We start from the raw sequence: 22,563 nt of genomic DNA, 5'->3' as shown, positions 1-22,563 counted from the left end.
TCCCCACCTTCCTGGACCGAGCGCGGGAAGCTCCCCCCATCCTCTCCCCGACCCCCGCTGGGGGAGAGAATCCCCCCGCACTCGCCCCTTACGCATCAGGCACTTCCAGCGGGTAAAGTATTGCAGAGCGGTAGGGGCGGCTGCTGGAGGATGCCCCCACCAAGCGTGTATCGGGGAGCGACTGGGGGCATCCTCCAGCAGTCGCCCCGGAAAACTGCGGGACGCAGAAAGTTCAGCGCGGGCGCCCGTCAGGCCACCTCGTCCTCAGCGCGCCCCGCCTGCTCCTCCTCGTGCGCCGCATGGAAGGCCGCGAGCATACTCTGCTCGTGGGACTGGGCCTCCTCAGTGTCCAGCGGGCGCTCCAGGGCGGCCCAGTCGATGTCGCCGTCCGTGGCCAGGCTCTCGAAGTCGAGAATGCCGAGTTCCTCGAACTTCGGCCGCACCGTGTCCGTGAGCAGGCCGATGCGCTTGAGGTTCGGCACCACCCGCTGGAAGAGGAGATTGCGGAAGGTCGACATGACGAAGCCCTCCAGCACCTGCTTGCGCGCCTCCTCGACGTCCCAGCCGAAGTGCCGGAACACGTCCGTGGCGACAAGCCGCTCGCGGCTGACCACGCAGGCCTGGTAGGCGAACTCGGCCCGCTCCTCGCGCTCCTCGTCGGAGAGGGTCTTCACGAACTCCTCGAGGTAGTTGACGCCGAAGGTGACGTGGCGGGCCTCGTCGCGGGTGACCAGGTACACCACATCCTTGAGTACCGGGTCCGGCGTGGTCTCGCGGGTCGTGTTGAAGGCGGACAGCGCCAGGCCCTCGATGACGATCTGCATGCCGATGAACTTCATGTCCCAGCGCGGATCGGTGAGAATCTTGTCGATGATGCTCTTCAGGTGCGTGTTGATCGGGTACATGACGCCGATGCGCTGCTGCAGGTACTTGTTGAACACCTCCACGTGCCGGGCCTCGTCGAAGGTCTGCGAACCGGCGTAGAGCTTGGCGTTCAGCGTCGGTGCGCAGGAACAGAGCTGTGACGCTACCAGCAGTGCACCCTGCTCCCCGTGCAGGAACTGGGACAGGCTCCAGGCATTCATGTGCAGCCAGAACTCGCTCTTGGTCTTGTCATCCATGGCCAGGTAGGGCGGGTACTCGTGCAGGTTCATGAGTTCCGGGGCGCGCTCCTCGTCGGGCCACGGGCGGTCCCAGTCGATGTCGACCTCCGGGTCCCAGTTGAGCTGCTTGCCGAGGTCGTACAGCTTCTTGATGCGGTCGTCCTGTACCTTGTAATCCCAGTTGTAGGAGCCGGTCAGCGGCGTCTGGAAAATCTCGGCGATGTGGTCCACGTCCTTCTCGGTCAGCAGGTCCTCCAGGTCCGGGTTCTCGCGCGGGTAATCGGCGCCGGCGAACTGCTGAATCTTGCGCGGGGTCTGGTCTTTCCACTCGACTTTCATGGCATGGCTCCTGCTGTCGTTATCGGTGTTCGTCCTATCAGGCCAGCGCCCCTGCCGTCGAACAAGGTGCGTGGTTGCCACAATGGGGTCATATATGGCCAAATGGCGCCATGGCAGCTCCTACGACCCCCGCGCCCTACGTTCTCATTCTCATCGACCTGGTCACGGGGCGCGGGCACCCGCAGGCGTCGATCCTCGAGGGCACCACCCTGGCCGAGAGCGGCATCAGTGGCATCGGCGCCCGGGTCTCCCAGGGCGACTTCGTCCGCCTGGTCGCCAATGCGCACCGTCTCACCGGCGACCCGGCGCTGGGATTACGCCTGGGCGAGCGGCTGAACCTGAGCGCCCACGCCGTGCTCGGCCAGGCCTTCATGACCTGCCAGGACCTCGCGGAAGTCATCGACCTCTTCATGCGCTACTACCACCTGCTGTCCCCCGCGCTGGAGCTCGAATACGAGGTGACCGACCGGGAATGCGTGATCACCACCGTGGCCATACCGGACCCGGACCTCGAGGTCTTCGGTTTCGAACTCATGGGTGCTGCCATGCGCAATACCCTGCGTGGCCTCCTGGGCCGCGCCGAACTGGTACTGGAGCTGGAATTCCCTTATGCCGCACCGGCCCACGAAGCCGAGTACCGGGCGCTGTTCGGCGATCACGTGCACTTCGAACGGCCCCGGGGCCGTATCCGTTTCGACCGCGCGCTGCTGCGCGCGCGCCTGCCCTCTTCCAACCCGGCGCTGCGCGCGCTCTACGAACAGGAATGCACCCGGCTGCTCCAGGACCTCGAGAGCGACGCCTCGGTGGCCGAACAGACGCTCCGCCTCCTGCGCAAGCTCGAGGGCCAGTATCCGCAGATGCCGCAGCTGGCGCACATGCTCAACATGAGCCCGCGCACCTACCGCCGCCGGCTGGCGCGGGAGGGGGAATCGTTCCAGGCCCTGCTGGACCGGGTGCGGGTCGAACACGCCACCCGCCACCTGACGCAGACGCGGCTGCCGCTCTCCACCATCGCCTACATGGTGGGCTTCAACGACCCGTCGAACTTCCGCCGCGCCTTCCGCCGCTGGACGGGCCGCTCCCCCGCCGAGGTGCGCGCCGGTGGCTGAAGGTCGCACGGCCGGGCCGCTCGCGATCCACGCTGGCCGCGAGGCGGCGGCCACGCTGGCGCGCCACGGCTGGGACCCGTCCCTGTTCAGCCTGCTGCTGGGCGCCTCCGGCGGACCCAAGTGGTTCATCCTCGCGGCCCTGGACCGCTACCTGTTCGGCGACTACCTGCAGCGTTCGACGCGCCCGCTCTCCGTCCTCGGCTCCTCCGTCGGGGCCTGGCGCCACGCCTGCCTCGCCCAGGCTGACCCGGTGGCCGCCATTGACCGCTTCGCCGGGTCCTACCTGGGCCAGGTCTACTCGGCGCGCCCCGACGCTGCCGAAGTGAGCCGGACCAGCCTGGCAACGCTGGATCAGCTGCTCGGCGCCGCCGGCGCGGAGGCCATCGCCCACCACCCGCGGATCACCACGCATATCGTGACGGCCCGGGGCCGCGGCCCCTGCGCCGCGGCGGGCGGGCCGCTGCTCGCCCTCGGCCTCGCTGCCGCGGCGGGCGCGAACGCGCTGGCGCGGCCGGGGCTCGCCGCCGCGTTCCAGCGCGTCCTGTTCACCAGCGGCGACCGCGCAGGCGCGCCGGCCCTGCGGGGCTTTGCCACCGCGGCGGCGCCGCTCACCGCGGGCAACGTCCGGGCGGTGCTCCACGCCAGCGGCTCCATCCCTTTCCTGCTGGCGGGCGAGCGCGACATCCCCGGCGCACCACCCGGGCACTACTGGGACGGCGGCATCATCGACTACCACTTCGACCCCCGTCCCCTGCCCGCGGAGGGGCTCATTCTCTATCCCCACTTCCGCGGCGACCTCACCCCCGGCTGGTTCGACAAGTTCCTGCCCTGGCGCCGCCTGGCCCCGGAGCTCGTGGACCGGCTGGTGCTGGTCGCGCCGCACCCCGCTTTTGTCGCCAGCCTCCCGCTCGGCAAGATCCCGGACCGCGGTGATTTCACGAAGCTGGAAAGGGAAGAGCGGCTGGACAACTGGCACACCTGCCTGGCCAGGGGCGAAGAACTGGCCGATGCCTTCGCGGCGCAGGTGGCGGGGCGGGACCCGCTGGCGGGGGTCAGCGTCAGCTGACGTGCTCGTCTAGGTAACGCTGGATCTCGGCCCGCAGGGGCCCCTGGAAGGCCGAGGCGAGAAGCCCCAGGCGCACGGACACCTCCACCGCGTCGTCAGCGAGGACCAACCGGCCCTCGACGCCGGCTCCCCGGATCGCGACCACGTCGTCGCTCTCCCAGCGCGCCCGCACCCCATGCGCCGCCTCCAGTTCGGCAGCGAGGGCGGCCGCCGTGGCGCGGAGTTCAGGGCGGGGCTGGGTGGTCGCCTTGCGCAGGCGGAAGCTGGCCATGGCTTGCTCCGGGTAAATCCCGGCAGTATAAGCCAGCGGGCACAGCCTTGCCCTGCCCTCCAGGCGCACAGGGCCGGCCGCCCTCAGAAGCGGTACTCGACATCCGCACCCCAGGTGATACCGCGCGACAGGAAGCCGAGGTCGCCGAAGGGAAGGCCGGAGAAGGCCGACGCGTTGTAGTCCTGCCAGAACAGCTCATCAGTAAGGTTCTTGCCCCACAGCGCAACCCCGAAACGCTCGCCCTCAAGGCTTGCGCGGGCATTGAGCAGCCCGAAAGCGCCCATGGGGTTCAGGTTGTCCGGATGCCAGTACTTGTCACCCCGGTGCTCGTAGTCCACGCGCAGGGCCAGCTCGAAGCCACTCACGAGCGGGCGGCGGTATTCCATACCCGCGTTCAGGGTGTACTCCTGGTTCTTCGGCGTCCGGTTTCCCTCGTCCTGTGGGCGCCGGCTAGAGCGGATGATCTCCGTGTCCGTATACCCGAAGGAGCCGAACAGCAGCAGCCCCTCGCTCAACGCCGCCTGCACATCGAGTTCGAGACCGAACATTTCGACTTCGTCGATGTTGTCGATCACCTGCGCGCCTAAGGCAATATCGACGAAGAAAAACTGGAAATTCTCGCTCTCGGCGTAGAACAGCGCGCCGTTAAGACGCAGCCGCTGACCCCAGAAGGTGGACTTGAAGCCAACCTCGAAGTTGTCGAGCGTCTCCTCCCTGAATTCGCGGCTGTTGTCCGTGCCGGGACCGTTGAAGCCACCGGAGCGGAAACCGCGGCTGTAGCCGCCGTAGGCGAGTACGTCGTCGCTGAAGTGGTAGGTAAGTACCGCCTTTGGCTGGAGATCGTCGTAGGTCTTCTTCCTGGCGGTGGAGACCGGCGAGAGCCCCGTGTGATCCCGCTCGTCCTCGTCGTAGCGCAGGCCGAGGGTGAGTTCCAGCGCCTCACCGAGATCGACCTCGACCTGTCCGAACGCCGCCCAGGCCTTATTGTCGTTGGTCTCGTCGATGACATTGAGGGTCAGGAAGCCGTCGGGGCTGAACACGGGTTCGGTCCCCGGCAGATCGCCATAAACGTTGGTGGTCAGGTCCCGGTCCGTCTCCAGGTAGTAGAGGCCGCCCACCCAGCGCACGCTCGCATCGTCGCGCGAGGTGAAGCGTAATTCATGGCTGAGCAGGTCGACCTCCAGGGCCTGCGCCTGCCCGAGGCCGAGACCGAGACCGAGCACGGAGCTCAGGCTCGTCTCGGTGCCATTGGTAAAGTCGAGATCACCAAAGTAGGACTCCTCGACATCGGAGTAACCGAGAATGTAGTCCACGCGGCCGAAGCCCGCTTCCCAGCCCAGCTTCAGCGTTGCCTCGTTGAATCGTTTCTTCGTGGTATCCCCCAGTACGTTGGTGTAGGGCTCGGCGAAGTTGTCGCGCGCGGGGTTGGGGCCGGCGCCCGCGGGATTGACGACGAAGGTGTCGTAGCAGCAGCCGCCGTCCGCATCGGACCAGGCATAGCGCAAGTCCACATCCAGGGCGTCGGTGACCCGCCAGAGCAGCTTGGCGCGCAGGTCCCTGGTGGTGTAGAAGTCCACCTTCTCGTCGAGGAAGGAGTTGTCAATGACACCGTCGAAATCCTTGTAGGCCCCCGTCACGCGGAACAGCAGGCGATCATCGATGATCGGGCCGCTCACGGCGCCGCTCAGCTTCTGTAACCCGCCGTTACCGGCCCCGGCCTTCAGGAACCCCTCCAGCTCGTTCGTCGGCTGGCGCGTGACGATGTTGATGGCACCGCCGATCGCGTTGCGGCCGTAGAGCGCGCCCTGCGGCCCCTTGAGCACCTCGATGCGCTCGACATCCACCAATTCCTGCTTGAACTGCTTCTGGTTGTTCTGCGGCACCCCGTCGACCACGATGGCGACCGGCGAGTCCGCATTGTTGATCTGTGCTACGCCGCGAACCTGCACGAAGGTGTTCCCCAGCGTAAAGGAGTCATCCATCGTGATATTGGGCGTGAGGTTGATGAAATCCTGCGTGTTTTCGATACCTGCCCGGGCGATATCCTCGGCGGTGAAAGCCGTGACCGCCACAGGAACATCCTGCAGACGCTCCTGGCGGTACTGGGCCGTGACGACCACCTCCTCGAGTTTTGCCTGGGCGACAGCGACCGGACTGGAAAGCGCAGCGGCTGTCATGGTGACGAGCAGTCTGTTTTTCATGGTTATTCTCCTGTGTGCAGGGTTTCCAACGGCACGAACCGCTCCTCTATACCGAAGGCGCCGGGCCCAAAGACGGCAAGTGCGGCATCAGTCCGCATCACCGGTGCTGCGCTGGTGCCGATCACCTTGACGCGCTGACCGTAATGCAGGTGTTCCGTGGTGATGGCGGCGCCGGTCTCGCGATCGACGATGCTGATCAGGTCCGGGACGATGGCAACGGTACGTCCGTCGCGGCGGGCCACGAGGTTCTCGTTCTGGAACTCGACCTGCATGTGGCTGCCGCTGCCATCGATAGCCTCAAGGTCACAGAAGCCCAGCGTGTAACCGCGCGCCGTTTCCCGGCGCAGGTCCGTGATCTTGCCGTCGAAGAGCTGATAGCAGTGGCGGTAATAGCGGGTGGTGCGCAGGAAGCGCATGACGGCGTCCACCGGATCTCCCTCCTGGCGGCCCTCCCTGAGCGCACGGCCGATACCCAGCGCAATGCGCAGCGTATCCGCGACACCGTAGTCCTTGACCTGTCGCCCCGTCAGCGGATAGCAGGAAATCATCACGGACAGACCCATGACGATCGCCGAGGCCCGCACAAGGTCCTCGGCGCGTTTGCAGCTGCCCGTTTCGACCACGACGCTTTCGAGGTGCTCGTCGACAATGACCGCGGGCGTCGCGGACACCCCGTAAACGTTGTAGGTGACCATCTGTATCTCGGGGAAGGCCCGGCCCATGCCGTCGCAGTTCACCAGCGGCAGACCCAGCCGCGCCGCCGCCACGATGGGAATGGTGGAATTGATACCGCCGACCTCGATCGGCGCGATGGCATCGGGGCGGCGACCGACGACCTCGGCCAGCCGATTGATGGAATGGTCGATGTCATCACCGGAGGCCGCCTTTTCAACCAGCACCGTGGGCGCACCGAGCATGGCCGAGGTGAACACCGCAGCGTCGTCGGCAAGCTCCTCCGGCTCGATAAGCTCCGGCATGCCGTACTCGAGGACCGCGTTGCGGGCGAGCAGCTGGCCCAGGTAGGGATCGCCGCCGCCCCCGGTGCCGAGGAACGCAGCGCCTGCGGCCAGGTCATCGATGTCCTCGATGCCCAGCTGTCGTGACCGGTCCATGCCAACTCCGCTCATTGCTCGAGATCTCCCGCCGCCTTTACGCGAACCCTTACCGCATTGCCCGGCATGTAGTTGAGGGGCAGTTCCTCAAGATCCATGACGCGCACCGTTGCCTCCGCAGCGCCGGCTGCCACCGCGTTGGCGCAGGCCTCCGCCCTTGCCTCCGCCAGCGCCTGCTCCCGGCTGGTGTTGTCGTAGGCGTAGACCTTGTCGACCTCCCCGCCGACCTGGGCGATGGAGGCCCCGATGGCATTGGCCACCCCGGCGTGCTCCGGGACGATCACCTCCGATGCGCCGGGGATCGCCCGGTGCACGAGTACGGCCCCGCCGCCAACGAGAATCAGGGGCATCGCCGCCGCCGATGTCTTCATGCGGTCCACCGCTTCCGCGACCAGCGCGTGGATACGCTCCACGGCGCGCTCGACCACCGGGCGCGGCAGCGCCGACACACGGCTCGCGTCGCCGATGTCGGCGTAACCGGCGGCCACGGCAATGTCGGTCGCCGTCAGCACGTCGCCGCCGAAGACGCGGGCCCTGCGGCGCAGCTGGTAGCCGACGGAGCGGGGGCCGACCTGCTCGCCGTCCTCGCTGACCTCGCTGCCGCCGCCCAGCCCCACGGCGAGGATATCCGGCATGCGGAAATTGGTGCGCACGCCGCCGATATCCACGGAGACGGTGGATTCCCGGGGGAAGCTGCTTGCCAGTACACCGACATCCGCCGTCGTACCGCCGATATCGACCACGATGGCGTCCTCGAGGCCCGAGAGATAGGCGGCTCCGCGCATGCTGTTGGTCGGCCCCGAGGCGAAGGTGAGCACGGGATACTGCGCCACGAACTCGGCGGTCATCAGGGTGCCGTCGTTCTGGCTGATATAGAAAGGCGCCGTAATTGCCAGCCGGTCCAGGGCGGTGCGGAACGAGTCCACGACCTCGCGCGCGAGTTGCGCCAGGCTGGCGTTCATGATGGCGGCATTCTCCCGCTCCAGCAGGCCGATGCGCCCGATGCGCGAGGAGAGGCTGATCGCCAGGTCGGGAATCTCCGTGCGCAGCAGCGCCGCCGCCCGCTCCTCCATAGCGTCCTTGACCGGGGAGAAAATGCAGCTGATCGCGGCGGAGCGGATGCCCTTGCGCTTGAGATCCCGCGCGGCGGCAAGGACGCCGCCCTCATCCAGCGGCGAGATCTCGCGGCCGTCAAACTGGTAGCCGCCCTCAAGCAGGTAGTGGTGCCTCCCGACGGCGCTGGCGAGGTCCGGGGGCCAGTCGATCATCGGCGGCAGACCGCGGCTCGCGGGCAGCCCCAAGCGCAGCACGCCCACCTCCAGGAGGTGCTTGCGCTCCACGAAGGCGTTGGTGAAGTGCGTTGTTCCCACCATTACGCCGGTGAGCGACGACGGGGCGACCCCGGCCTGCTGCAGCACGTCGCCGATGGCCGCGACGATGCCGTCACTGATGTTGGCCGACGTCTCCGCCTTGTGACTGGCCAGGACGCGGGCGCCGTCCATCAGGACCGCATCCGTGTTGGTGCCACCCACGTCCACACCGATTCTCATGTGCGTCACTCTTGCTGCGTCTTGCAGGCAACAAGTTAGCGCCGGCTATCGGCCGCCGACAGGCGGGGAATCGGTAGTTCAGGCTCTAGGGTTAGTAGTAGCGCCCGGAAAACGGCATTTCTTCATTTACTACGTATTTCAGTAGTTTCACGGGAAATCAATTGCTTACCCGGCTCATCGTCAAGCCACCCCCGCTCTCTTGCCCGGGACACCGCCTGGGTCCGGTTCTGTACACCGAGACGCCCGTACAACTTCTTGAGGTGGTAGCGCACGCCGTGGGCCGACAAACCGAGGTTCCGGGCGATGACCTTGTCCGGCTCGCCCCGGGCGAGCGCTGCCAGTACTTCCTGCTCCCGGCGACTGAGTGCCGAGCGGCCCCGGGCCCCGCGATGCCCGCTTTCCGGGTCCAACAGCTGGCGCTGCAGGATCGCCGGCCCGAACACCGTGCCCCGGTCCCCCTCGAGGGTCGCCGCGAGCGCTCTGAGGCGGCGCCCTTCGCGGAGGAACGGCCGCAGGTACCGGCTGCCACTGGCAAGCGCCAGGGCCTCGCGCAAGCGCCCTTGGGCCTGCGCCTCATTGCCCGCTCCGTGCTCAAGGCAGGCGCTCTGCACCAGGCAGTGCAGCTGCATACGCGTGACAGCCCGCTCGCCGGCGAAGTCCTCGCCCCAGGCGAGGGCTGCCCGGGCTCCGTGGAGATCGCCGGCGGCCCTCGCCGTCTCGCTGGCCGCCAGCACCAGCACCTCGGCCTCCCGCCAGGTGAGTCCCTCCAGTTCATCCGCACGGGGCAGGACAGCAGCGCCCAGCCGGTTGGCCGCCGCCCGGGCCTCTTCCTCCCTCCCGACCCTGAAGAGACAGAGGATGTAGGCGGCGCCGAGGAAGCGCTCGAGCCTGGACAGCCCCTGGCGCGAGGCGTGCTCGCTGGCCTCGCGAAAAAACTGGTCGGCACTGGCGCCGCCGCCCTCTGCAAACAGGAACTCCAGGGAGGTCTGGTATGCCGCCATATAAAGGTCGAACCAGGCCTCAGGCTGGTTGATGTGCCGGATCACGTTGCGCAGGTAGCGACGGGCGCTGGCGTCGTCACCGAGTTCCCAGTAAGCCTCGCCGAGGGCGATGTTGCAGATCCGGCGGACTCCCCGGTCACCGGGGAACACGGCCCGGACTATGCGCAGGGCGCGCTGGTGTTCCTCCAGCGCCGCGCCAACCCGTCCCCTGCCGAGCTCGGTCATACCCAGATGCATGTGGATGAAAAGCTCACCGTAGGGAGAGTCCCCGCGCCGGAAGATATCGATGGCCGCCTGGCCATGCTCAAAGGCAAGGGAAAAGCGCCCGGTCTGCGTGTGCCACAGGCAGCGCAGGGTCCGGATATAGCCCATCAGCGCCGGCTCGCGCTCCGAGAAGCGCAGCACGCGCTCCCAGGCCGGACCGTCAAGGGCCGTCGGCCTGGGTGCGCAACCGTACTCGGTCAACAGGAGCTCGATGAAACAGCCATCCACGAGCAGGGCGAGCGCATCGCCGTCGCCGTGATCGCGGCGGAAATGTTCCGATACGCGGGACGCCTCCTCGAAGGCGGCGCGGGCCTTTTCCATCTGTCCTTGCTTGGCATGGGCCAGGCTGCGCGCCAGCTGCACCCTCGGGAAGGCGCGCAGGGGGTAGGGCTCGAGCAGCGCCAGAATCCGGTTGATGCGATCCATGCCCTCATGCAGCCAGAGCCGGGCGCCGCCGAGCTGCTCGAAGATCCGCGCGGCGTGCTCCGGGTCACCGGCTGCGATCGCGTGGTGGATACCCTCAACCGGCCAGTCACGCTGCACCATCCACAATGCCGCCCGGTGGTTCAGCACGGCGTGGCGTGCCGGCGCCTCCCGGCTCAGGGCGTCCCGCAGCTGTTCCCGAAGCAGCCCGTGAAGACGAAAACCCTTGTCGCCATCCCTGCGGGTCCACAACCCGTCCAGCGCCGAACGCAGCTCCTCCCACAGTCCGGGCGGCGTCGGCGCCTCGCGGACGAAGGCCACAGCGTCGGCCTCGACCCGCTCCAGCAACGCGCTGTCGCGAAGAAAGCAGCGGGCCTCATCGCTCAGGCCGGAGAGGACCTGCTCCTCCAGGTAGGCAGCCGTGCCTGCACCCCCCGACTGCAGCAGGCGAAGAGCAACGGGCCAGCCCTCGACAGCTTCCACGAGTGCCTCCAGTTCGCGCCGCGGCAGACGCTCCGCAAGCCAGTCGCGGAGCTCGCGCCGGGAGAACTGCAGGGCCCGTGCGTCGATCAGCTGGAGCGAGCCGTCGACAAGATAGCGCGACAGCCGTAACGCGGGCGGCCGCCGGCAGGCCAGGCAGATCTCGAGCAAGGCCGGCCGGAGGCGGAGCAGCGGATCGATGACCTGCCACAACACGGGCTCTGGGAGCTCGTCCACTGCGTCCAGGACGAGCGTACAGCGCACGCCGTCACGTTCGACCGCCAGGAGCAGGCGCGCCACTCCCCGCGCAGGCTCCTCGCCGTCAACGGCTTCACCGGCTAGCTCGCCGGGACTCGCCGCAATAACGCCGCCGCGGTGCAGGGCAAAGGCGAGGTAGGCAAGCAGGTCCTGCGGGCTGTCGTGACGATCGAGCGTCAGCCAGGCGGTCACCGCACCGGCGCCGTGAAGGCGCTCGCTCCACTGCCGCAGCAACTCCGTCTTGCCGAAACCGGCGGGAGCCTGCAGCAGACGGAGCGGCGCCTGCGCCCGCTCCAGCCGCGCCAGGAGCGCATCGCGCGGGCAAAAGTCCCCGACGGCGGTCGAGGGCGACAGCCGCGAGTGCAGCAGCGGCGTACTGTGTGGATCCTGGCCGGTCACCGTCTCTGTCTCTCCGCTCGACGCCGAGCATAGCACGGCCTCCCGGCGGGCAACTCAGCCGGCGTCGGCCGCCTGTCCGCCGCGGTTTCGCCGCATGGCCAGCCAGTTCCCGGCGAGCACCAGCGCCAGGCCGAGGGCCGCAGAGAGGCTCCAGCGGTAGCCCTCGAAGACCGTCGACACGGCGAGGGCGACCAGCGGAAAGAGGAGCGTTGTATAGGAGGCACGGTCCGGGCCGATGCGGCCGATCAGCGTGACATAGGCCCAGAATGCGATCACCGACCCGAAAAGCGCCAGGTAGACGAGCGACAGGAGGTAGTCGCGCTCCAGGGGCAGAACGATCGGCGTGCCGCTCACCAGGGCCGCCAGGTACAGTGTCAGGCAGCCGTAGAGCATACCCCAGGTATTGCAGGTGAGCACCGGCAGCTGGTGGCGGTGGTTGCGGGCCGCGATGATATTGCCGGCCGAGGCACACACGGTGCCCAGCAGGCAGAGCGCGAGCGCGCGCAGGGTCGTTCCCGACGTATCCAGCTGTGACAGCTCCGGCAGGAAGATACCGGCCATGCCGGCGAGACCCAGCACCCCGCCCACGGCCACCCAGGGGCTTACCGGCAGCCGCAGGAACAGCGCGCCCCCGGCAAGGTTGAAGATCACCATGGTGGAGAAGACCACGGCGATGAGGCCGCTGGCGAGGTCGGCCGCGCCGGCATAGATGAAGAGGTAGTTGCCGGAGAACAGGCACAGGCCCTGCAGAAAGACAAAGCCGTGGTCCCGTGGCGCGAGCCGGGCCAGGCGCCGTGCGGGCACGGTGATCAGGAGCAGGACGGCCGCGGAGAGCGCAAAGCGATGGGCGATGGACACCATCGGCGCCGCGCCCTCCAGCTGGTAGCGGATAGCAATCCAGGTCGTGCCCCAGATGAGCACCGTCGACAGGTAGAGGATGGCGGTGTTCACGAAGCCCTCCGGCGCGGAGCGGCGAAGGTACCACAGGCCGGCGTCCGAATGCGGTACCATTGCGACCATGGATACACCCAGCCCCAACGCCGCGACTCCCGCCCCCAGCGCCGTGCGCCGCTTCCTCTTCGAGGACGCGGACCTGCGCGGCGAGGTGGTACGCGTCGACGACGCCTTCGCCGCGATCCTGCAGAACCACCAGTATGCTCCCGGGGTCCGCGTGCTGCTCGGCGAGTTTCTGGCCGCCGCCGTGCTGCTGGCAACGACGCTGAAGTTCCAGGGCCGCCTCACGCTGCAGGCCCGCAGCAGCGGCCAGGTCCCGCTGATCATGGCCGAATGCACCTCTGACCTCGCCGTGCGCGCGATCGCCCGCGGCGCGCAGGAAGCCACTGCCCTGCGCTTCGGCGAGCTGCTTACGGAAGGCCAGCTGGCGATCACCGTGGAGCCCGAGCGCGGCCGCCGCTACCAGGGCATCGTGCCCCTGTACGGCGCTTCGCTGGCAGAGAGCCTCGACGCCTACTTCGAACAGTCCGAACAGCTGCACACCCGGGTATGGCTGGCCTGCGAGGGCACCCGCGCCACGGGGCTGCTCCTGCAGCAACTGCCCACGCAGCTCACACCGGACCCGCTGGAGCGCGAGGCGCAGTGGGAACACGCCTGCACGCTCGCCGCGACCGTCTCCCGCGAGGAGCTGCTGGCGCTCGACGCGGGGGCGCTGCTCTACCGCCTCTACCACGAGGACCCGGTGCGCCTGTTCGACCCGCAGCCGGTACGCTTCCGCTGCAGCTGCTCGCGGGAGCGCAGCCGCCAGGCCCTTGCCACCCTCGGCGAGGCGGAGATCCGCGACATTCTCGAAGAGCAGGGTTCAGTGACCATGGACTGCGAATTCTGCAACCAGCAGTACATCTTCGAGGCGCCGGAACTGCTCCCGGAACGGGCCGACCCGGTGCACTGAACGCCCGCCGGGGCCGTTCGCACGGCGCCGCGGAATCTGCCATAATCGCGACCCCGAAAAAACCGACCCGGCCCCCGGCCGCCCTCCGGTCCCGCTGCGTGGCGGGACAGCCGACAGGATTGATCGATGACCGCAGACACGCAGCTAGGCCAGGAATACGTCGACCTGGAACCCGCCCAGTTTGTTGAGCAGGCGCTGAAGCGCGGCGAGGGCACACTCACCGATACCGGGGCACTCCTGGTCACCACCGGCAAGCGCACGGGGCGCTCCCCGGCTGACCGCTTCATCGTCCGCGAGCCCTCCAGCGAGGACGCCATCGCCTGGGGCAGCGTCAACCGCCCCTTCGAGGCCGACCGCTTCGACGCGCTCTGGGACCGGGTCGAGAGCTACCTCGGCTGCCGCGACCGCTTCGTCTCGCACCTGCACGTCGGTGCGCACAGCGACCATTACCTGCCCGTGAAAGTCATCACCGAGTGGGCCTGGCACGGCCTGTTCGGCCGCAACATGTTCATCAAGCCGGCGCAGTACAACGGCGGCCACAAGCCCGAATGGACCGTCCTCAATGCCCCCGGCTTCGCCTGCGAGCCCGGGCGCGACGGCACCCACTCCGACGCCACGGTGATCGTCAACTTCGGCCAGCGCAAGATCCTCATCGCCGGCATGCAATACGGCGGCGAGATGAAGAAGTCCATGTTCTCCGTGCAGAACTTCCTTCTGCCCGAGAAGGACGTCATGGCCATGCACTGCTCCGCGAACGTCAGCGAGGACGGCGAAACCACGCTGTTCTTCGGCCTCTCGGGCACCGGCAAGACCACGCTGTCGGCTGACCCGGAGCGCTACCTCATCGGCGACGATGAGCACGGCTGGACCCGCGGCTCCGTCTTCAACCTCGAAGGCGGCTGCTACGCCAAGACCATCAACCTGTCGAAGGAAAACGAACCGATCATCTGGGACGCGATCCGCTTCGGCGCCATCGTCGAGAACGTGGTGGTCGACGAGCGCGGCCACGCGGATTACGACGACACGAGCCTCACCGAGAACGGCCGCTGCTGCTACCCCCTGGTACACGTGCCCAAGCGCGTGGAGGCCAACGCCGCCGGCGAGCCGAACTGCGTCATCTTCCTCACCTGCGACGTCTCCGGGGTACTGCCGCCCATCGCCCTCCTGTCCAAGGAGGCGGCCGCCTTCCACTTCCTGAGCGGCTACACGGCACGCGTCGGCTCCACGGAAGTCGGTGCCGCGGCGGGCATCCATCCCACCTTCTCCACCTGCTTCGGCGCGCCCTTCATGCCGCGCCCGGCGAACGACTACGCCGAGCTGCTGATGAAGCGCATCGAGGATTTCGGCAGCCAGGTCTACCTGGTCAACACCGGCTGGACCGGCGGCTCCGGCGCGCCCGGCGGCACCGGCTCGCGCTTCCCGATCCCCGTGACCCGCGCCGTGGTGCACGCGGCCCAGAGCGGCAGGCTGATCGGCGCCGATACGGGGCACCTGGCTATTCTCAACCTGGACTTCCCGCTCGCGATCCCCGGCGTCGACGACCGCTTCGTGAACCCGCGGGAAAACTGGGGCGACGCGGCGGCCTACGACGAGCAGGCGCGCAAGCTGGCGCGGCTGTTCCAGGACAACATCCAGCAGTTCAACCCGGCAGCGGCCGTCGTGGCCGCCGGCCCGCGGGCCGACTGAAGCGCCGGCCGGGCCCTGCGGGCGCCCGGCGTCCGCCCGCGGCACTCCACCCTCCCCGCCGACGGCAGTTCCGTGCTGTCGCTCTAGTATGTTTACTCTAATTTTTTCCCCTATCTTCTCCGGTGAGTGGTAGACACCACCACAGTTTCAGGGCGGCAAGGTGCCGCCCGCGACACGGAGGAAGCAGTCATGGCAGAAGCCAACACGCAAGCAAAGAGCACTGGCGCCGCCAAGGCGGCCCCGAAGCGCAAGACGACGGCCCGCAAGCGCCCCGCGGCAAAGACCACCGCGCGCAGGACGACGGCCCGCAAGACCGGTACCGCACGCAAGACCGGTACCGCACGCAAGACCGCGCCGCGTCGCAAGGCCGCTCCGCGCAATGATTTCGCAACCCGCGCCCGGGAAGCCGGTCGCAAGGCCTTCCTGGCCGGCCTCGGCTTCTACGGCAAGGCCTACGACCAGGTGGAAGAGCAGTTCAACGGCGTCCAGAAGCAGCTGGAAGCGCGCCGCAAGAAGGCCGACAAGCTCTACGCCGACCTGGTCAAGCGCGGCGAGAAAGTCGAGAAGCAGGCGCGCAGCGCCTTCGACGACCTCGAGCTGCCGAAGCTCGACGGCCTGGCCGACCGCAAGGAACTCGAGGCCCGCCTCGACAAGGCCCGCGAACGCTTCAGCGAGCTGAAGGAGTCCGTAGGCTTCAGGACCGCGGCCTGAGGGCCGTACCCATCCAGGTTCACTTGTCCCTTTCTGGGACCCCCGGGCCGCACTTGCGGCCCTTTTTTTTGCCTGCCGCTTCTGCCTTAATGGTCGCCCCGGCGTCAGCCACCACCGCATAATAACGAGGAGGTACCGCCATGACTGATGACAAGGGCAAGGTCTCGGACAAGGCCAGCGAGATCGCCAAGAATATCTGGCTGGCCGGGGTCGGCGCCTACGGCCGCGCCGTCGACGAGGCCCAGGGACGGCTGGAGAAAGCCGGCGTGGAACCACCGAAGCTGTTCAAGGACCTGGTGAAGGCGGGTGCTGCCCTGGAGGAGGAGGCCCGCGGTGCCAGCCAGAACGCCCGGCAGTCGGTCGAGGACCGCATCACCCGGGTGCGTGACAACTTCAACCTGCAGCGTCCGGTGCGCGGCGAGGACCTCCTGGCCCTGCACGAGAAGATCGACCGGCTCACCAACAAGGTGGATGCCCTCGCCGATGCGCTCGCTGCCAGCGGCGCCGTGAAGGCGCCGAAGAAGAAAGCCGCAACCCGCAAGAAGAGCCCGGCCCGCAGCTCAACGGCCCGCAAGGCACCGACCCGCAGGAAAGCGCCGGCGCGAAAAAGCAGCTAGCTGATAGCGCCGGCCCGTGAAGACCCGTGACCGCATCCTGGTCACCAGCCTCGAGCTGTTCAACGAGGCCGGCGAAGCCCATACCACAACCCTCGATATCGCCACCGAGCTGGAGATCAGCCCCGGCAACCTCTACTACCATTTCAAGGGCAAGGACCAGATCATCGCCGAGCTCTTCCACCAGTACGAGGTCGCGCTGGGTGAGACGCTGGCGGCGCCCCTGGAGAGGCCCCTGGACAGCGGCCGTGACGGCGTGGAGAACAACTGGTATTACCTCTACGTGGTGCTGGAGGAGATGTTCCAGTACCGCTTTCTCTACCACAACCTCGACGACCTGCTGCGCCGTTATCCGGCGATCCACAAGGGGTTCCAGCGCCTGCTGCAGCTCAAGCGCGCGGCGCTCTACGCGATCTGCGACAACCTGTTGCAGCGGGAGGTCATCGGCGCCCGGGACCAGCAGCTGGTAGGGCTGGTCGACAACCTGACGCTCACCCTGACCTTCTGGTTCAACTACGAACGGCTCCTGCACCCGGCGCGGTCCCAGGCAATCACCATCCACCAGGGCGTGCTGCAGCTGCTGACGATGATCGCGCCCTACCTCGGCGAGCGGGAGTTGGCCTTCTATCGCGACTGCGAGGCCATCTACCGGCAGATGATCGAGGAGCAGGAAGACCGCTGACAACGCCGTCAGCAGCCGAGCTTGTGAACCAGCAGGGCGTCGTCGGCGACGAAGGTGAGCCGCGCGCGCCGCGCCCCCGCCCACCAGCGCCAGCTTTCGATGCTGAAGAAACACACGTGCGTGGGATCATTCTTGTAATGCCAGCGATCAAAGGCCCGGCGGTCACGCACGAGCTTGGTCATGACGCCGAGCACGCCGCCGACCCGCAGCCGGGCCCAGAGCCGCGAAAGCTCGAGCCCGGGCTGGTGGAGGTGTTCGACGACTTCCGTCGCGGTGATGAAATCGCGCTGCCCCCGGGCGAGCGCCGCCGCGTCCGGTGCGTAGAAGGGATCGTAGAGATCGACCCGGTGGCCCGCCTCGCGCAGCATCGCGGCGAGCGCCGGCCCGGGTCCGCAGCCGAAGTCCAGCCCCGCCTGCGCCGGCGGCAGCGCGGCGAGCAGGGGCGTGGCGAGGCGGCCCAGGAAGCGCCGGTAGCCGGCATCCCCCGGGTGGTTCTCATGCCGGTCGTACTCGGCCCGCTCTTGCGCGGCCGACGGGCGCCAGGGCGGCGGCACGAAGACCAGCGCGCAGCGCTCACAGCGCCGGTAGGGGCGCCGCGGGTCCTCGCTGAAGGGACGGGTAGCGGCCCCGGCACAGAGTGGGCAGAGGGTCACGGCCATCTGCTATGCTTCCTGCCCGGACCCGCCCGGCGTCCATCATCCCCGAGCAGACGAAGGAGAAGGCAATGAGCATCAACGTGGGCGATCGCATCCCCGACGGCAAACTGCAGGTCATGGGCGACAACGGCCCCGAAGACATCACGACGGCGCAACTCTTTGCCGGAAAGAAGGTGGTTCTCTTCGCCGTGCCCGGCGCATTCACCCCCGGGTGCAGCATGACGCACCTGCCCGGCTACGTCGTCAATGCGGACAGGATCAAGGCAAAGGGCGTCGACACGATCGCCTGCATGGCCGTGAACGACGCCTTCGTCATGGACGCCTGGGGCAAGGCGCAGAACGCCGATGACATCCTCATGCTCGGCGACGGCAACGGCGATTTCACAAAAGCCCTCGGCCTGGAGCTCGACGGCCGCGGCTTCGGCCTCGGCATGCGCAGCCAGCGCTTCGCCATGGTCGTGGACGACGGCCTGGTCACCCACCTGCAGGTGGAGGAAGGCCCCGGGGTCGAGGTGAGCGCCGCCGAGGCGATTCTCGCCCTCCTTTAGCACGGCTGCCTGGCCGCGGGCACCTGGCGCAGGACCAGGATGCCCGCGGCAATCGCGAACAGGCAATAGGCCAGGAAGAACCAGAACCCCCGCTCCAGTTCTGCCTGCATGATCAGCAGGCCGCCATCATGGGCAGACGCCTTGCCCGCGAGCCAGGCCACCAGCATGGCCATCACGAAGACATCCGCCATGGACCACTTGGACAGGGCCCCGTTGACCACCAGCAGCTGCCGCGTGAGCGGCACCGGTGCGAGTACCGCGGCCGCCTGCAACAGCAGCTTGACCACCGGGATGACCACGCTGAAAGTGACGATGAGCACCGCCACCAGCGTGTTGCCCCCGTCGGCGAGCTCCCGCGCCATACCCGCGAGGGAGCGGGTGCTGCGGTAGGCCTCGACGCGCCCGTCGAGCTGGTCGAGGCCGAGAAAGGCAGAGATCATGTTCAGCACCTGGCGCGACTGCCCCTCGGCTTCGGGGCCGGCGATGAGCTCGATGCCGAGCTCCGCGACTTCGCTCTTCTCCAGCTCCCCGCTGAGCGTGAGAACCGGCTCGGTGATCCCGGGGTAGAGAAGACCGAGGGCGATGACAATGGGCAGCAGCAGGGCGAGGCGACGGCCTGGGGACATGGCTCGGAACTCCGGACGGGGCTGGACCGCCCATTCTATGCTACTCGCGGCGGCACCGGGCTTCAGCCGAGCGCGACATAGCAGGCGACGCTGATCACCGCCGCGCCGAGAAAGTTGAGCAGCAGGCCCTCCCGGGCCATGCGGGCAGTGGTGACGAGGCCGGAGCCGTAGACAACGGAGTTCGGTGCCGTGGCGACCGGCAGCATGAAGGCGCAGCTGGCGCTCATGGCGGCCGGCACCATCATCAGCTCCGGGGCCAGGCCCGCGCCCAGCGCCGCCGCCGCGAGCACCGGCATGAGCAGCGAGGTGCTGGCCGTGTTCGACGTGGCCTCGGTCATGAAAGTCACACCGAGACAGATGGCGGCGATGAGCGCGAGTGGCGGCAGCCCCGCGAGCCCCGCGAGCCAGCCACCAAGGAGGTCCGACAGCCCGGAGCTGACAAAACCGCGCGCCAGGCAGATACCGCCCGCGAAGAGCAGCAGTACCCCCCAGGGAATGGAGCTGGCGCGCTCCCAGTCGAGCAGACGCCCGCCCTCCCCGTCCCCCAGCAGGCACATGACCACGACCGCCAGGAGCGCAACCGACGCATCGTTGGCCTGGGTGAGCCCGAGCCAGCCGCTCCAGCCACCGAAGGGCTCGCTGCGCGTGATCCAGAGCAGCGCGGTGACCGCGAAGACGGCGAGCACGCGGCGCTCGGCGACGCGCCAGGGACCGACTGCGGGCAGTTCGACGGCGATGGCCCCCCCGAGCTGGCGGGTGAGCACCAGGGCCATGAGCGGGACCAGCACCAGCACCACCGGCACGGCCCAGCTCATCCAGGTCAGAAAACTCACGGCCTCGCCGGTCGTATCTGCAAAGACCTGCATGAAAATGAGATTCGGTGGCGTACCGATAGGCGTGCCGACCCCACCCACGCTGGCCGCGTAGGCCATGCCGAGGAGCAGGGGCGGCGCCAGGCGCTCGCGCTCGCGCGTGCCCTCGAGCACGGCCAGCGCCACCGGGAGCAGCATCAGCGTGGTGGCGGTATTGCTGATCCACATGCTCAACACCGCCGCGGCGGCCATGAAACCGAGGACCAGGCGGCGCCCGCTGCTCGCCCCGAACAGGCGGATCATGCCGAGGGCGATACGGCGGTGCGCACCGGCCGCTTCCATGGACCGCGACAGCAGGAAGCCGCCGAGGAGCAGGAGAATGAGCGGAGAGCCATAGGCCTGGCCGACCTCGGCGGGCGTCAGCACGCCGGCGAGGGGCAGCACCGCCAGGGGCAGCAGCGAGGTCACGGGTATCGGCAGCGGCTCGAAGATCCACCACACCACGCAGAGCACCGCCACCGCCGCGACCACGAGCACCGGCGCCGGCTGCCCTGCCGCCGCCAGCCAGGCCACCGCTGCGGCGGCCAGCAAGGGACCGCCGGGGAGGGCGAGGCGCGCCGGGCTGATCAAGGCGCCGCCCCGCGAAGGGGCCGGGTTGCTGCTCTCATCATGCCGCTCGCTTCCCTGAAAATCGCGCCATGCTGGCCCAGCGGCGGTAGCAAGTAAAGGTCGTCACCGCTTGGAGAGGGGGTGGCTGGCCGGGTAGACTCGGGCAATGTCCGAGCCGCTCCCGGAAGAGCTGGTCGACGCCTTCGGCCGGCACATTCGCTACCTCCGCCTGTCCGTCACGGACCGCTGCGATTTTCGCTGCGTCTACTGCATGGCCGAGACAATGACCTTCCTGCCACGGCGGGAAGTACTGAGCCTCGAGGAACTGGAGCGCGTGACAGCGGCCTTCGTCGACCTCGGCGTGCGCAAGGTCCGCCTCACCGGGGGCGAGCCCCTGGTGCGCCGTGGCATCGTCGACCTGGCACAGCGCCTCGGCCGCCTGCCGGGCCTCGACGAACTGGTGCTCACCACGAACGGCTCGCGCCTGGCAACCCTCGCGGCACCGCTGCGCGATGCCGGCGTGCGCCGGCTGAACATCAGCATCGACAGCCTGCGGCCGGAGCGCTTCCGGGCGCTCACGCGCACCGGTGAGCTGGACCGGGTGCTGGCCGGCATCGAAGCAGCGCTCGCCGCCGGCTTCGACCGCATCCGGCTGAACACGGTCGTGCTGCGCGGACGCAACGACGACGAAGTGGTCGACCTGGTAGCCTTCGCCCGCGACCGCGGCCTCGACATCGCCTTCATCGAGGAGATGCCCCTGGGCCAGATTGATGAACACAGCCGCGCCGAGGCCTTCATCAGCAGTGCCGACCTGCGCGAGCACCTCGCCGGGCACTTTCCCCTGGAGGCCCTCGGCGACCCGGCCGGCGCCGCCGGGCCCGCCCGGCGTTTCCGCATCGCCGGCAGCGACTCAAGCGTCGGCTTCATATCGCCGCACAGCAATAACTTCTGTCACCTGTGCAACCGGGTCCGCGTGACGGTGGAAGGGCGCCTGCTGCTGTGCCTCGGCAACGAGCATTCCCTCGACCTGCGCGAACTCCTGCGGCGACCGCAGGGTGACCCCCTGGCCCTGCACCGCGCCATCGCGGGCGCCATGGGCCGCAAGCCCGAGCGCCACCACTTCAGCCACGGCGACGAACCGGAAATCGTCCGCTTCATGAACGCCACCGGCGGCTGACACCCCCGACGAGGAGACGCCGTGCACATCCCCGAATTCAGCGAGCTGGCCTCCGTCGACGCCATCAGGGCGAGCTTCGACGGCCTGGGCTATATCTGCAGCGAGAAGATCGCCACGGCGGTGTTCCTCGCCGCCCGCCTCGGCAAGCCGGTGCTCGTCGAGGGTCCCCCGGGAGTCGGCAAGACCGAGCTGGCCAAGACCGCGGCGTCCCTCCTGTCCCTGCCCCTGCTGCGGCTGCAGTGCTACGAGGGACTGGACGAGGCGAAGGCGCTCTATGAGTGGAAGTACGGCAAGCAGCTGCTGTACACGCAGGTGCTGAAGGAGCAGCTCGGCGATCTTCTCCAGGGCGCCCGGGGGCTTGCGGAATCGGTGGAACGGCTGCACGAGTTCGGCGACATCTTCTACTCCGAGGACTTTCTCGAGCCGCGCCCCCTGCTCACCGCCATGCGCCAGGAACGCGGGGCCGTGCTTCTCATCGACGAAATCGACAAGGCCGACCACGAATTCGAATCGCTGCTGCTCGAGACCCTCTCCGACTATCAGGTCTCCATCCCGGAAATCGGTACGATCCGCGCCCGCAGCCGGCCCCTCGTGTTTCTCACGAGCAACAACACCCGGGAGATCTCCGACGCACTCAAACGGCGCTGCCTGCACCTTTTCATCCCCTTCCCGTCCCAGGCGCTGGAAGAACGCATCGTCAAGAGCCGGGTGCCGGAGGTCGCTGCCGCGCTGCGCGAGCAGCTGGTGGCCTTCGTGCACTCGCTCCGGGAGCTGGACCTGAGAAAGACACCGGCCATTTCCGAGACGATCGACTGGGCCCGCAGCCTGGTCCTGCTGCACGTCGACGAGCTGGGGGAGGATGTGGCCCGCAGTACCCTCAACATCCTGCTCAAGTTCGAGCAGGACATCGAGACCGCCGAGGCGTCCCTCCCGGAGCTGCTGCGCGCCGGGGCCTGAGTG

The 22,563-nt window shown here is 68.1% G+C and carries 20 protein-coding genes; 10 read left to right on the top strand and 10 right to left on the bottom strand.

The genetic code is table 11. The features are described 5' to 3' along the window. Positions 1–248 precede the first annotated feature (248 nt). On the bottom strand, positions 249–1,442 hold the full coding sequence (locus tag ACX93N_RS12060) for a ferritin-like domain-containing protein (RefSeq protein ID WP_459428676.1): 1,194 nt from the start codon (positions 1,440–1,442) through the stop codon (positions 249–251). Between the two features lie 110 nt (positions 1,443–1,552). Between ACX93N_RS12060 and ACX93N_RS12055 the strand changes: the two genes are divergently transcribed. Next, the gene (locus ACX93N_RS12055) at positions 1,553–2,551 is read left to right on the top strand and encodes an AraC family transcriptional regulator (RefSeq protein ID WP_459428675.1); all 999 of its coding nucleotides are present in this window, start codon (positions 1,553–1,555) and stop codon (positions 2,549–2,551) included. After that, a complete protein-coding gene (locus ACX93N_RS12050) occupies positions 2,544–3,617 on the top strand; it encodes a patatin-like phospholipase family protein (RefSeq protein ID WP_459428674.1) in 1,074 nt (357 codons plus the stop codon). The genes ACX93N_RS12055 and ACX93N_RS12050 overlap by 8 nt, the downstream gene beginning before the upstream one ends. Here the strand turns inward: ACX93N_RS12050 and ACX93N_RS12045 are convergent. The 6 genes from ACX93N_RS12045 to ACX93N_RS12020 all read right to left on the bottom strand — a co-directional run bounded on the left by ACX93N_RS12045 (position 3,610) and on the right by ACX93N_RS12020 (position 12,596). Continuing rightward, on the bottom strand, positions 3,610–3,888 hold the full coding sequence (locus ACX93N_RS12045) for a polyhydroxyalkanoic acid system family protein (protein ID WP_459428673.1): 279 nt from the start codon (positions 3,886–3,888) through the stop codon (positions 3,610–3,612). The genes ACX93N_RS12050 and ACX93N_RS12045 overlap by 8 nt on opposite strands. Before the next feature lie 83 nt (positions 3,889–3,971). After that, positions 3,972–6,089: a TonB-dependent receptor gene (locus tag ACX93N_RS12040; protein ID WP_459428672.1), complete on the bottom strand. Its 2,118-nt coding sequence runs from the start codon at positions 6,087–6,089 to the stop codon at positions 3,972–3,974. Positions 6,090–6,091: 2 nt separating this feature from the next. Continuing rightward, positions 6,092–7,201 carry a DUF917 domain-containing protein gene (locus ACX93N_RS12035; protein ID WP_459428671.1) on the bottom strand — a complete coding sequence of 370 codons (1,110 nt, stop codon included), beginning with the start codon at positions 7,199–7,201 and terminating at the stop codon, positions 6,092–6,094. An 11-nt stretch (positions 7,202–7,212) separates the two neighbouring features. Beyond that, complete coding sequence (locus ACX93N_RS12030) at positions 7,213–8,751, bottom strand: hydantoinase/oxoprolinase N-terminal domain-containing protein (protein ID WP_459428670.1); 1,539 nt, start codon at positions 8,749–8,751, stop codon at positions 7,213–7,215. Positions 8,752–8,873: 122 nt separating this feature from the next. Continuing rightward, entirely contained in the window at positions 8,874–11,576 is a 2,703-nt protein-coding gene (locus ACX93N_RS12025; protein ID WP_459428669.1) for a LuxR C-terminal-related transcriptional regulator, read from the bottom strand. 54 nt (positions 11,577–11,630) lie between these two features. Beyond that, a complete protein-coding gene (locus ACX93N_RS12020; protein ID WP_459428668.1) occupies positions 11,631–12,596 on the bottom strand; it encodes a DMT family transporter in 966 nt (321 codons plus the stop codon). Between ACX93N_RS12020 and hslO the strand changes: the two genes are divergently transcribed. The 5 genes from hslO (at position 12,595) to ACX93N_RS11995 (ending at position 17,175) form a co-directional block, all read left to right on the top strand. Next, a complete protein-coding gene (gene hslO / locus ACX93N_RS12015; RefSeq protein WP_459428667.1) occupies positions 12,595–13,482 on the top strand; it encodes an Hsp33 family molecular chaperone HslO in 888 nt (295 codons plus the stop codon). The genes ACX93N_RS12020 and hslO overlap by 2 nt on opposite strands. A gap of 126 nt (positions 13,483–13,608) precedes the next feature. Further along, positions 13,609–15,168, top strand: coding sequence for a phosphoenolpyruvate carboxykinase (locus ACX93N_RS12010; RefSeq protein WP_459428666.1), 1,560 nt, complete (start codon positions 13,609–13,611; stop codon positions 15,166–15,168). A 189-nt stretch (positions 15,169–15,357) separates the two neighbouring features. After that, complete coding sequence (locus ACX93N_RS12005; RefSeq protein WP_459428665.1) at positions 15,358–15,879, top strand: hypothetical protein; 522 nt, start codon at positions 15,358–15,360, stop codon at positions 15,877–15,879. Between the two features lie 140 nt (positions 15,880–16,019). Next, complete coding sequence (locus ACX93N_RS12000) at positions 16,020–16,496, top strand: phasin family protein (RefSeq protein ID WP_459428664.1); 477 nt, start codon at positions 16,020–16,022, stop codon at positions 16,494–16,496. A gap of 16 nt (positions 16,497–16,512) precedes the next feature. After that, the gene (locus tag ACX93N_RS11995) at positions 16,513–17,175 is read left to right on the top strand and encodes a TetR/AcrR family transcriptional regulator (RefSeq protein ID WP_459428663.1); all 663 of its coding nucleotides are present in this window, start codon (positions 16,513–16,515) and stop codon (positions 17,173–17,175) included. A gap of 8 nt (positions 17,176–17,183) precedes the next feature. Here ACX93N_RS11995 and ACX93N_RS11990 read toward each other — a convergent pair whose 3' ends face one another. After that, a complete protein-coding gene (locus ACX93N_RS11990) occupies positions 17,184–17,834 on the bottom strand; it encodes a class I SAM-dependent methyltransferase (protein ID WP_459428662.1) in 651 nt (216 codons plus the stop codon). Between the two features lie 65 nt (positions 17,835–17,899). Here ACX93N_RS11990 and ACX93N_RS11985 point away from each other — a divergent pair, with 65 nt between their 5' ends. Next, entirely contained in the window at positions 17,900–18,379 is a 480-nt protein-coding gene (locus ACX93N_RS11985; RefSeq protein WP_459428661.1) for a redoxin family protein, read from the top strand. Here ACX93N_RS11985 and ACX93N_RS11980 read toward each other — a convergent pair. After that, entirely contained in the window at positions 18,376–19,005 is a 630-nt protein-coding gene (locus ACX93N_RS11980; RefSeq protein WP_459428660.1) for a paraquat-inducible protein A, read from the bottom strand. The genes ACX93N_RS11985 and ACX93N_RS11980 overlap by 4 nt on opposite strands. A 62-nt stretch (positions 19,006–19,067) precedes the next feature. Next, positions 19,068–20,447, bottom strand: coding sequence for an SLC13 family permease (locus ACX93N_RS11975; RefSeq protein WP_459428659.1), 1,380 nt, complete (start codon positions 20,445–20,447; stop codon positions 19,068–19,070). Between the two features lie 145 nt (positions 20,448–20,592). Between ACX93N_RS11975 and moaA the strand changes: the two genes are divergently transcribed. Together moaA and ACX93N_RS11965 are read left to right on the top strand one after the other, a co-directional pair. Beyond that, positions 20,593–21,603: a GTP 3',8-cyclase MoaA gene (moaA, locus tag ACX93N_RS11970; protein WP_459428658.1), complete on the top strand. Its 1,011-nt coding sequence runs from the start codon at positions 20,593–20,595 to the stop codon at positions 21,601–21,603. Positions 21,604–21,624: 21 nt separating this feature from the next. Next, positions 21,625–22,560, top strand: a complete 936-nt coding sequence (locus ACX93N_RS11965; protein ID WP_459428657.1) for an AAA family ATPase — start codon at positions 21,625–21,627, stop codon at positions 22,558–22,560. Positions 22,561–22,563 lie beyond the last annotated feature (3 nt).

This window comes from Pseudohaliea sp., assembly GCF_054552115.1.
The sequence above is the reverse complement of the archived record's forward strand: the minus strand, read 5'-3'. Positions and strand labels throughout refer to the sequence as shown.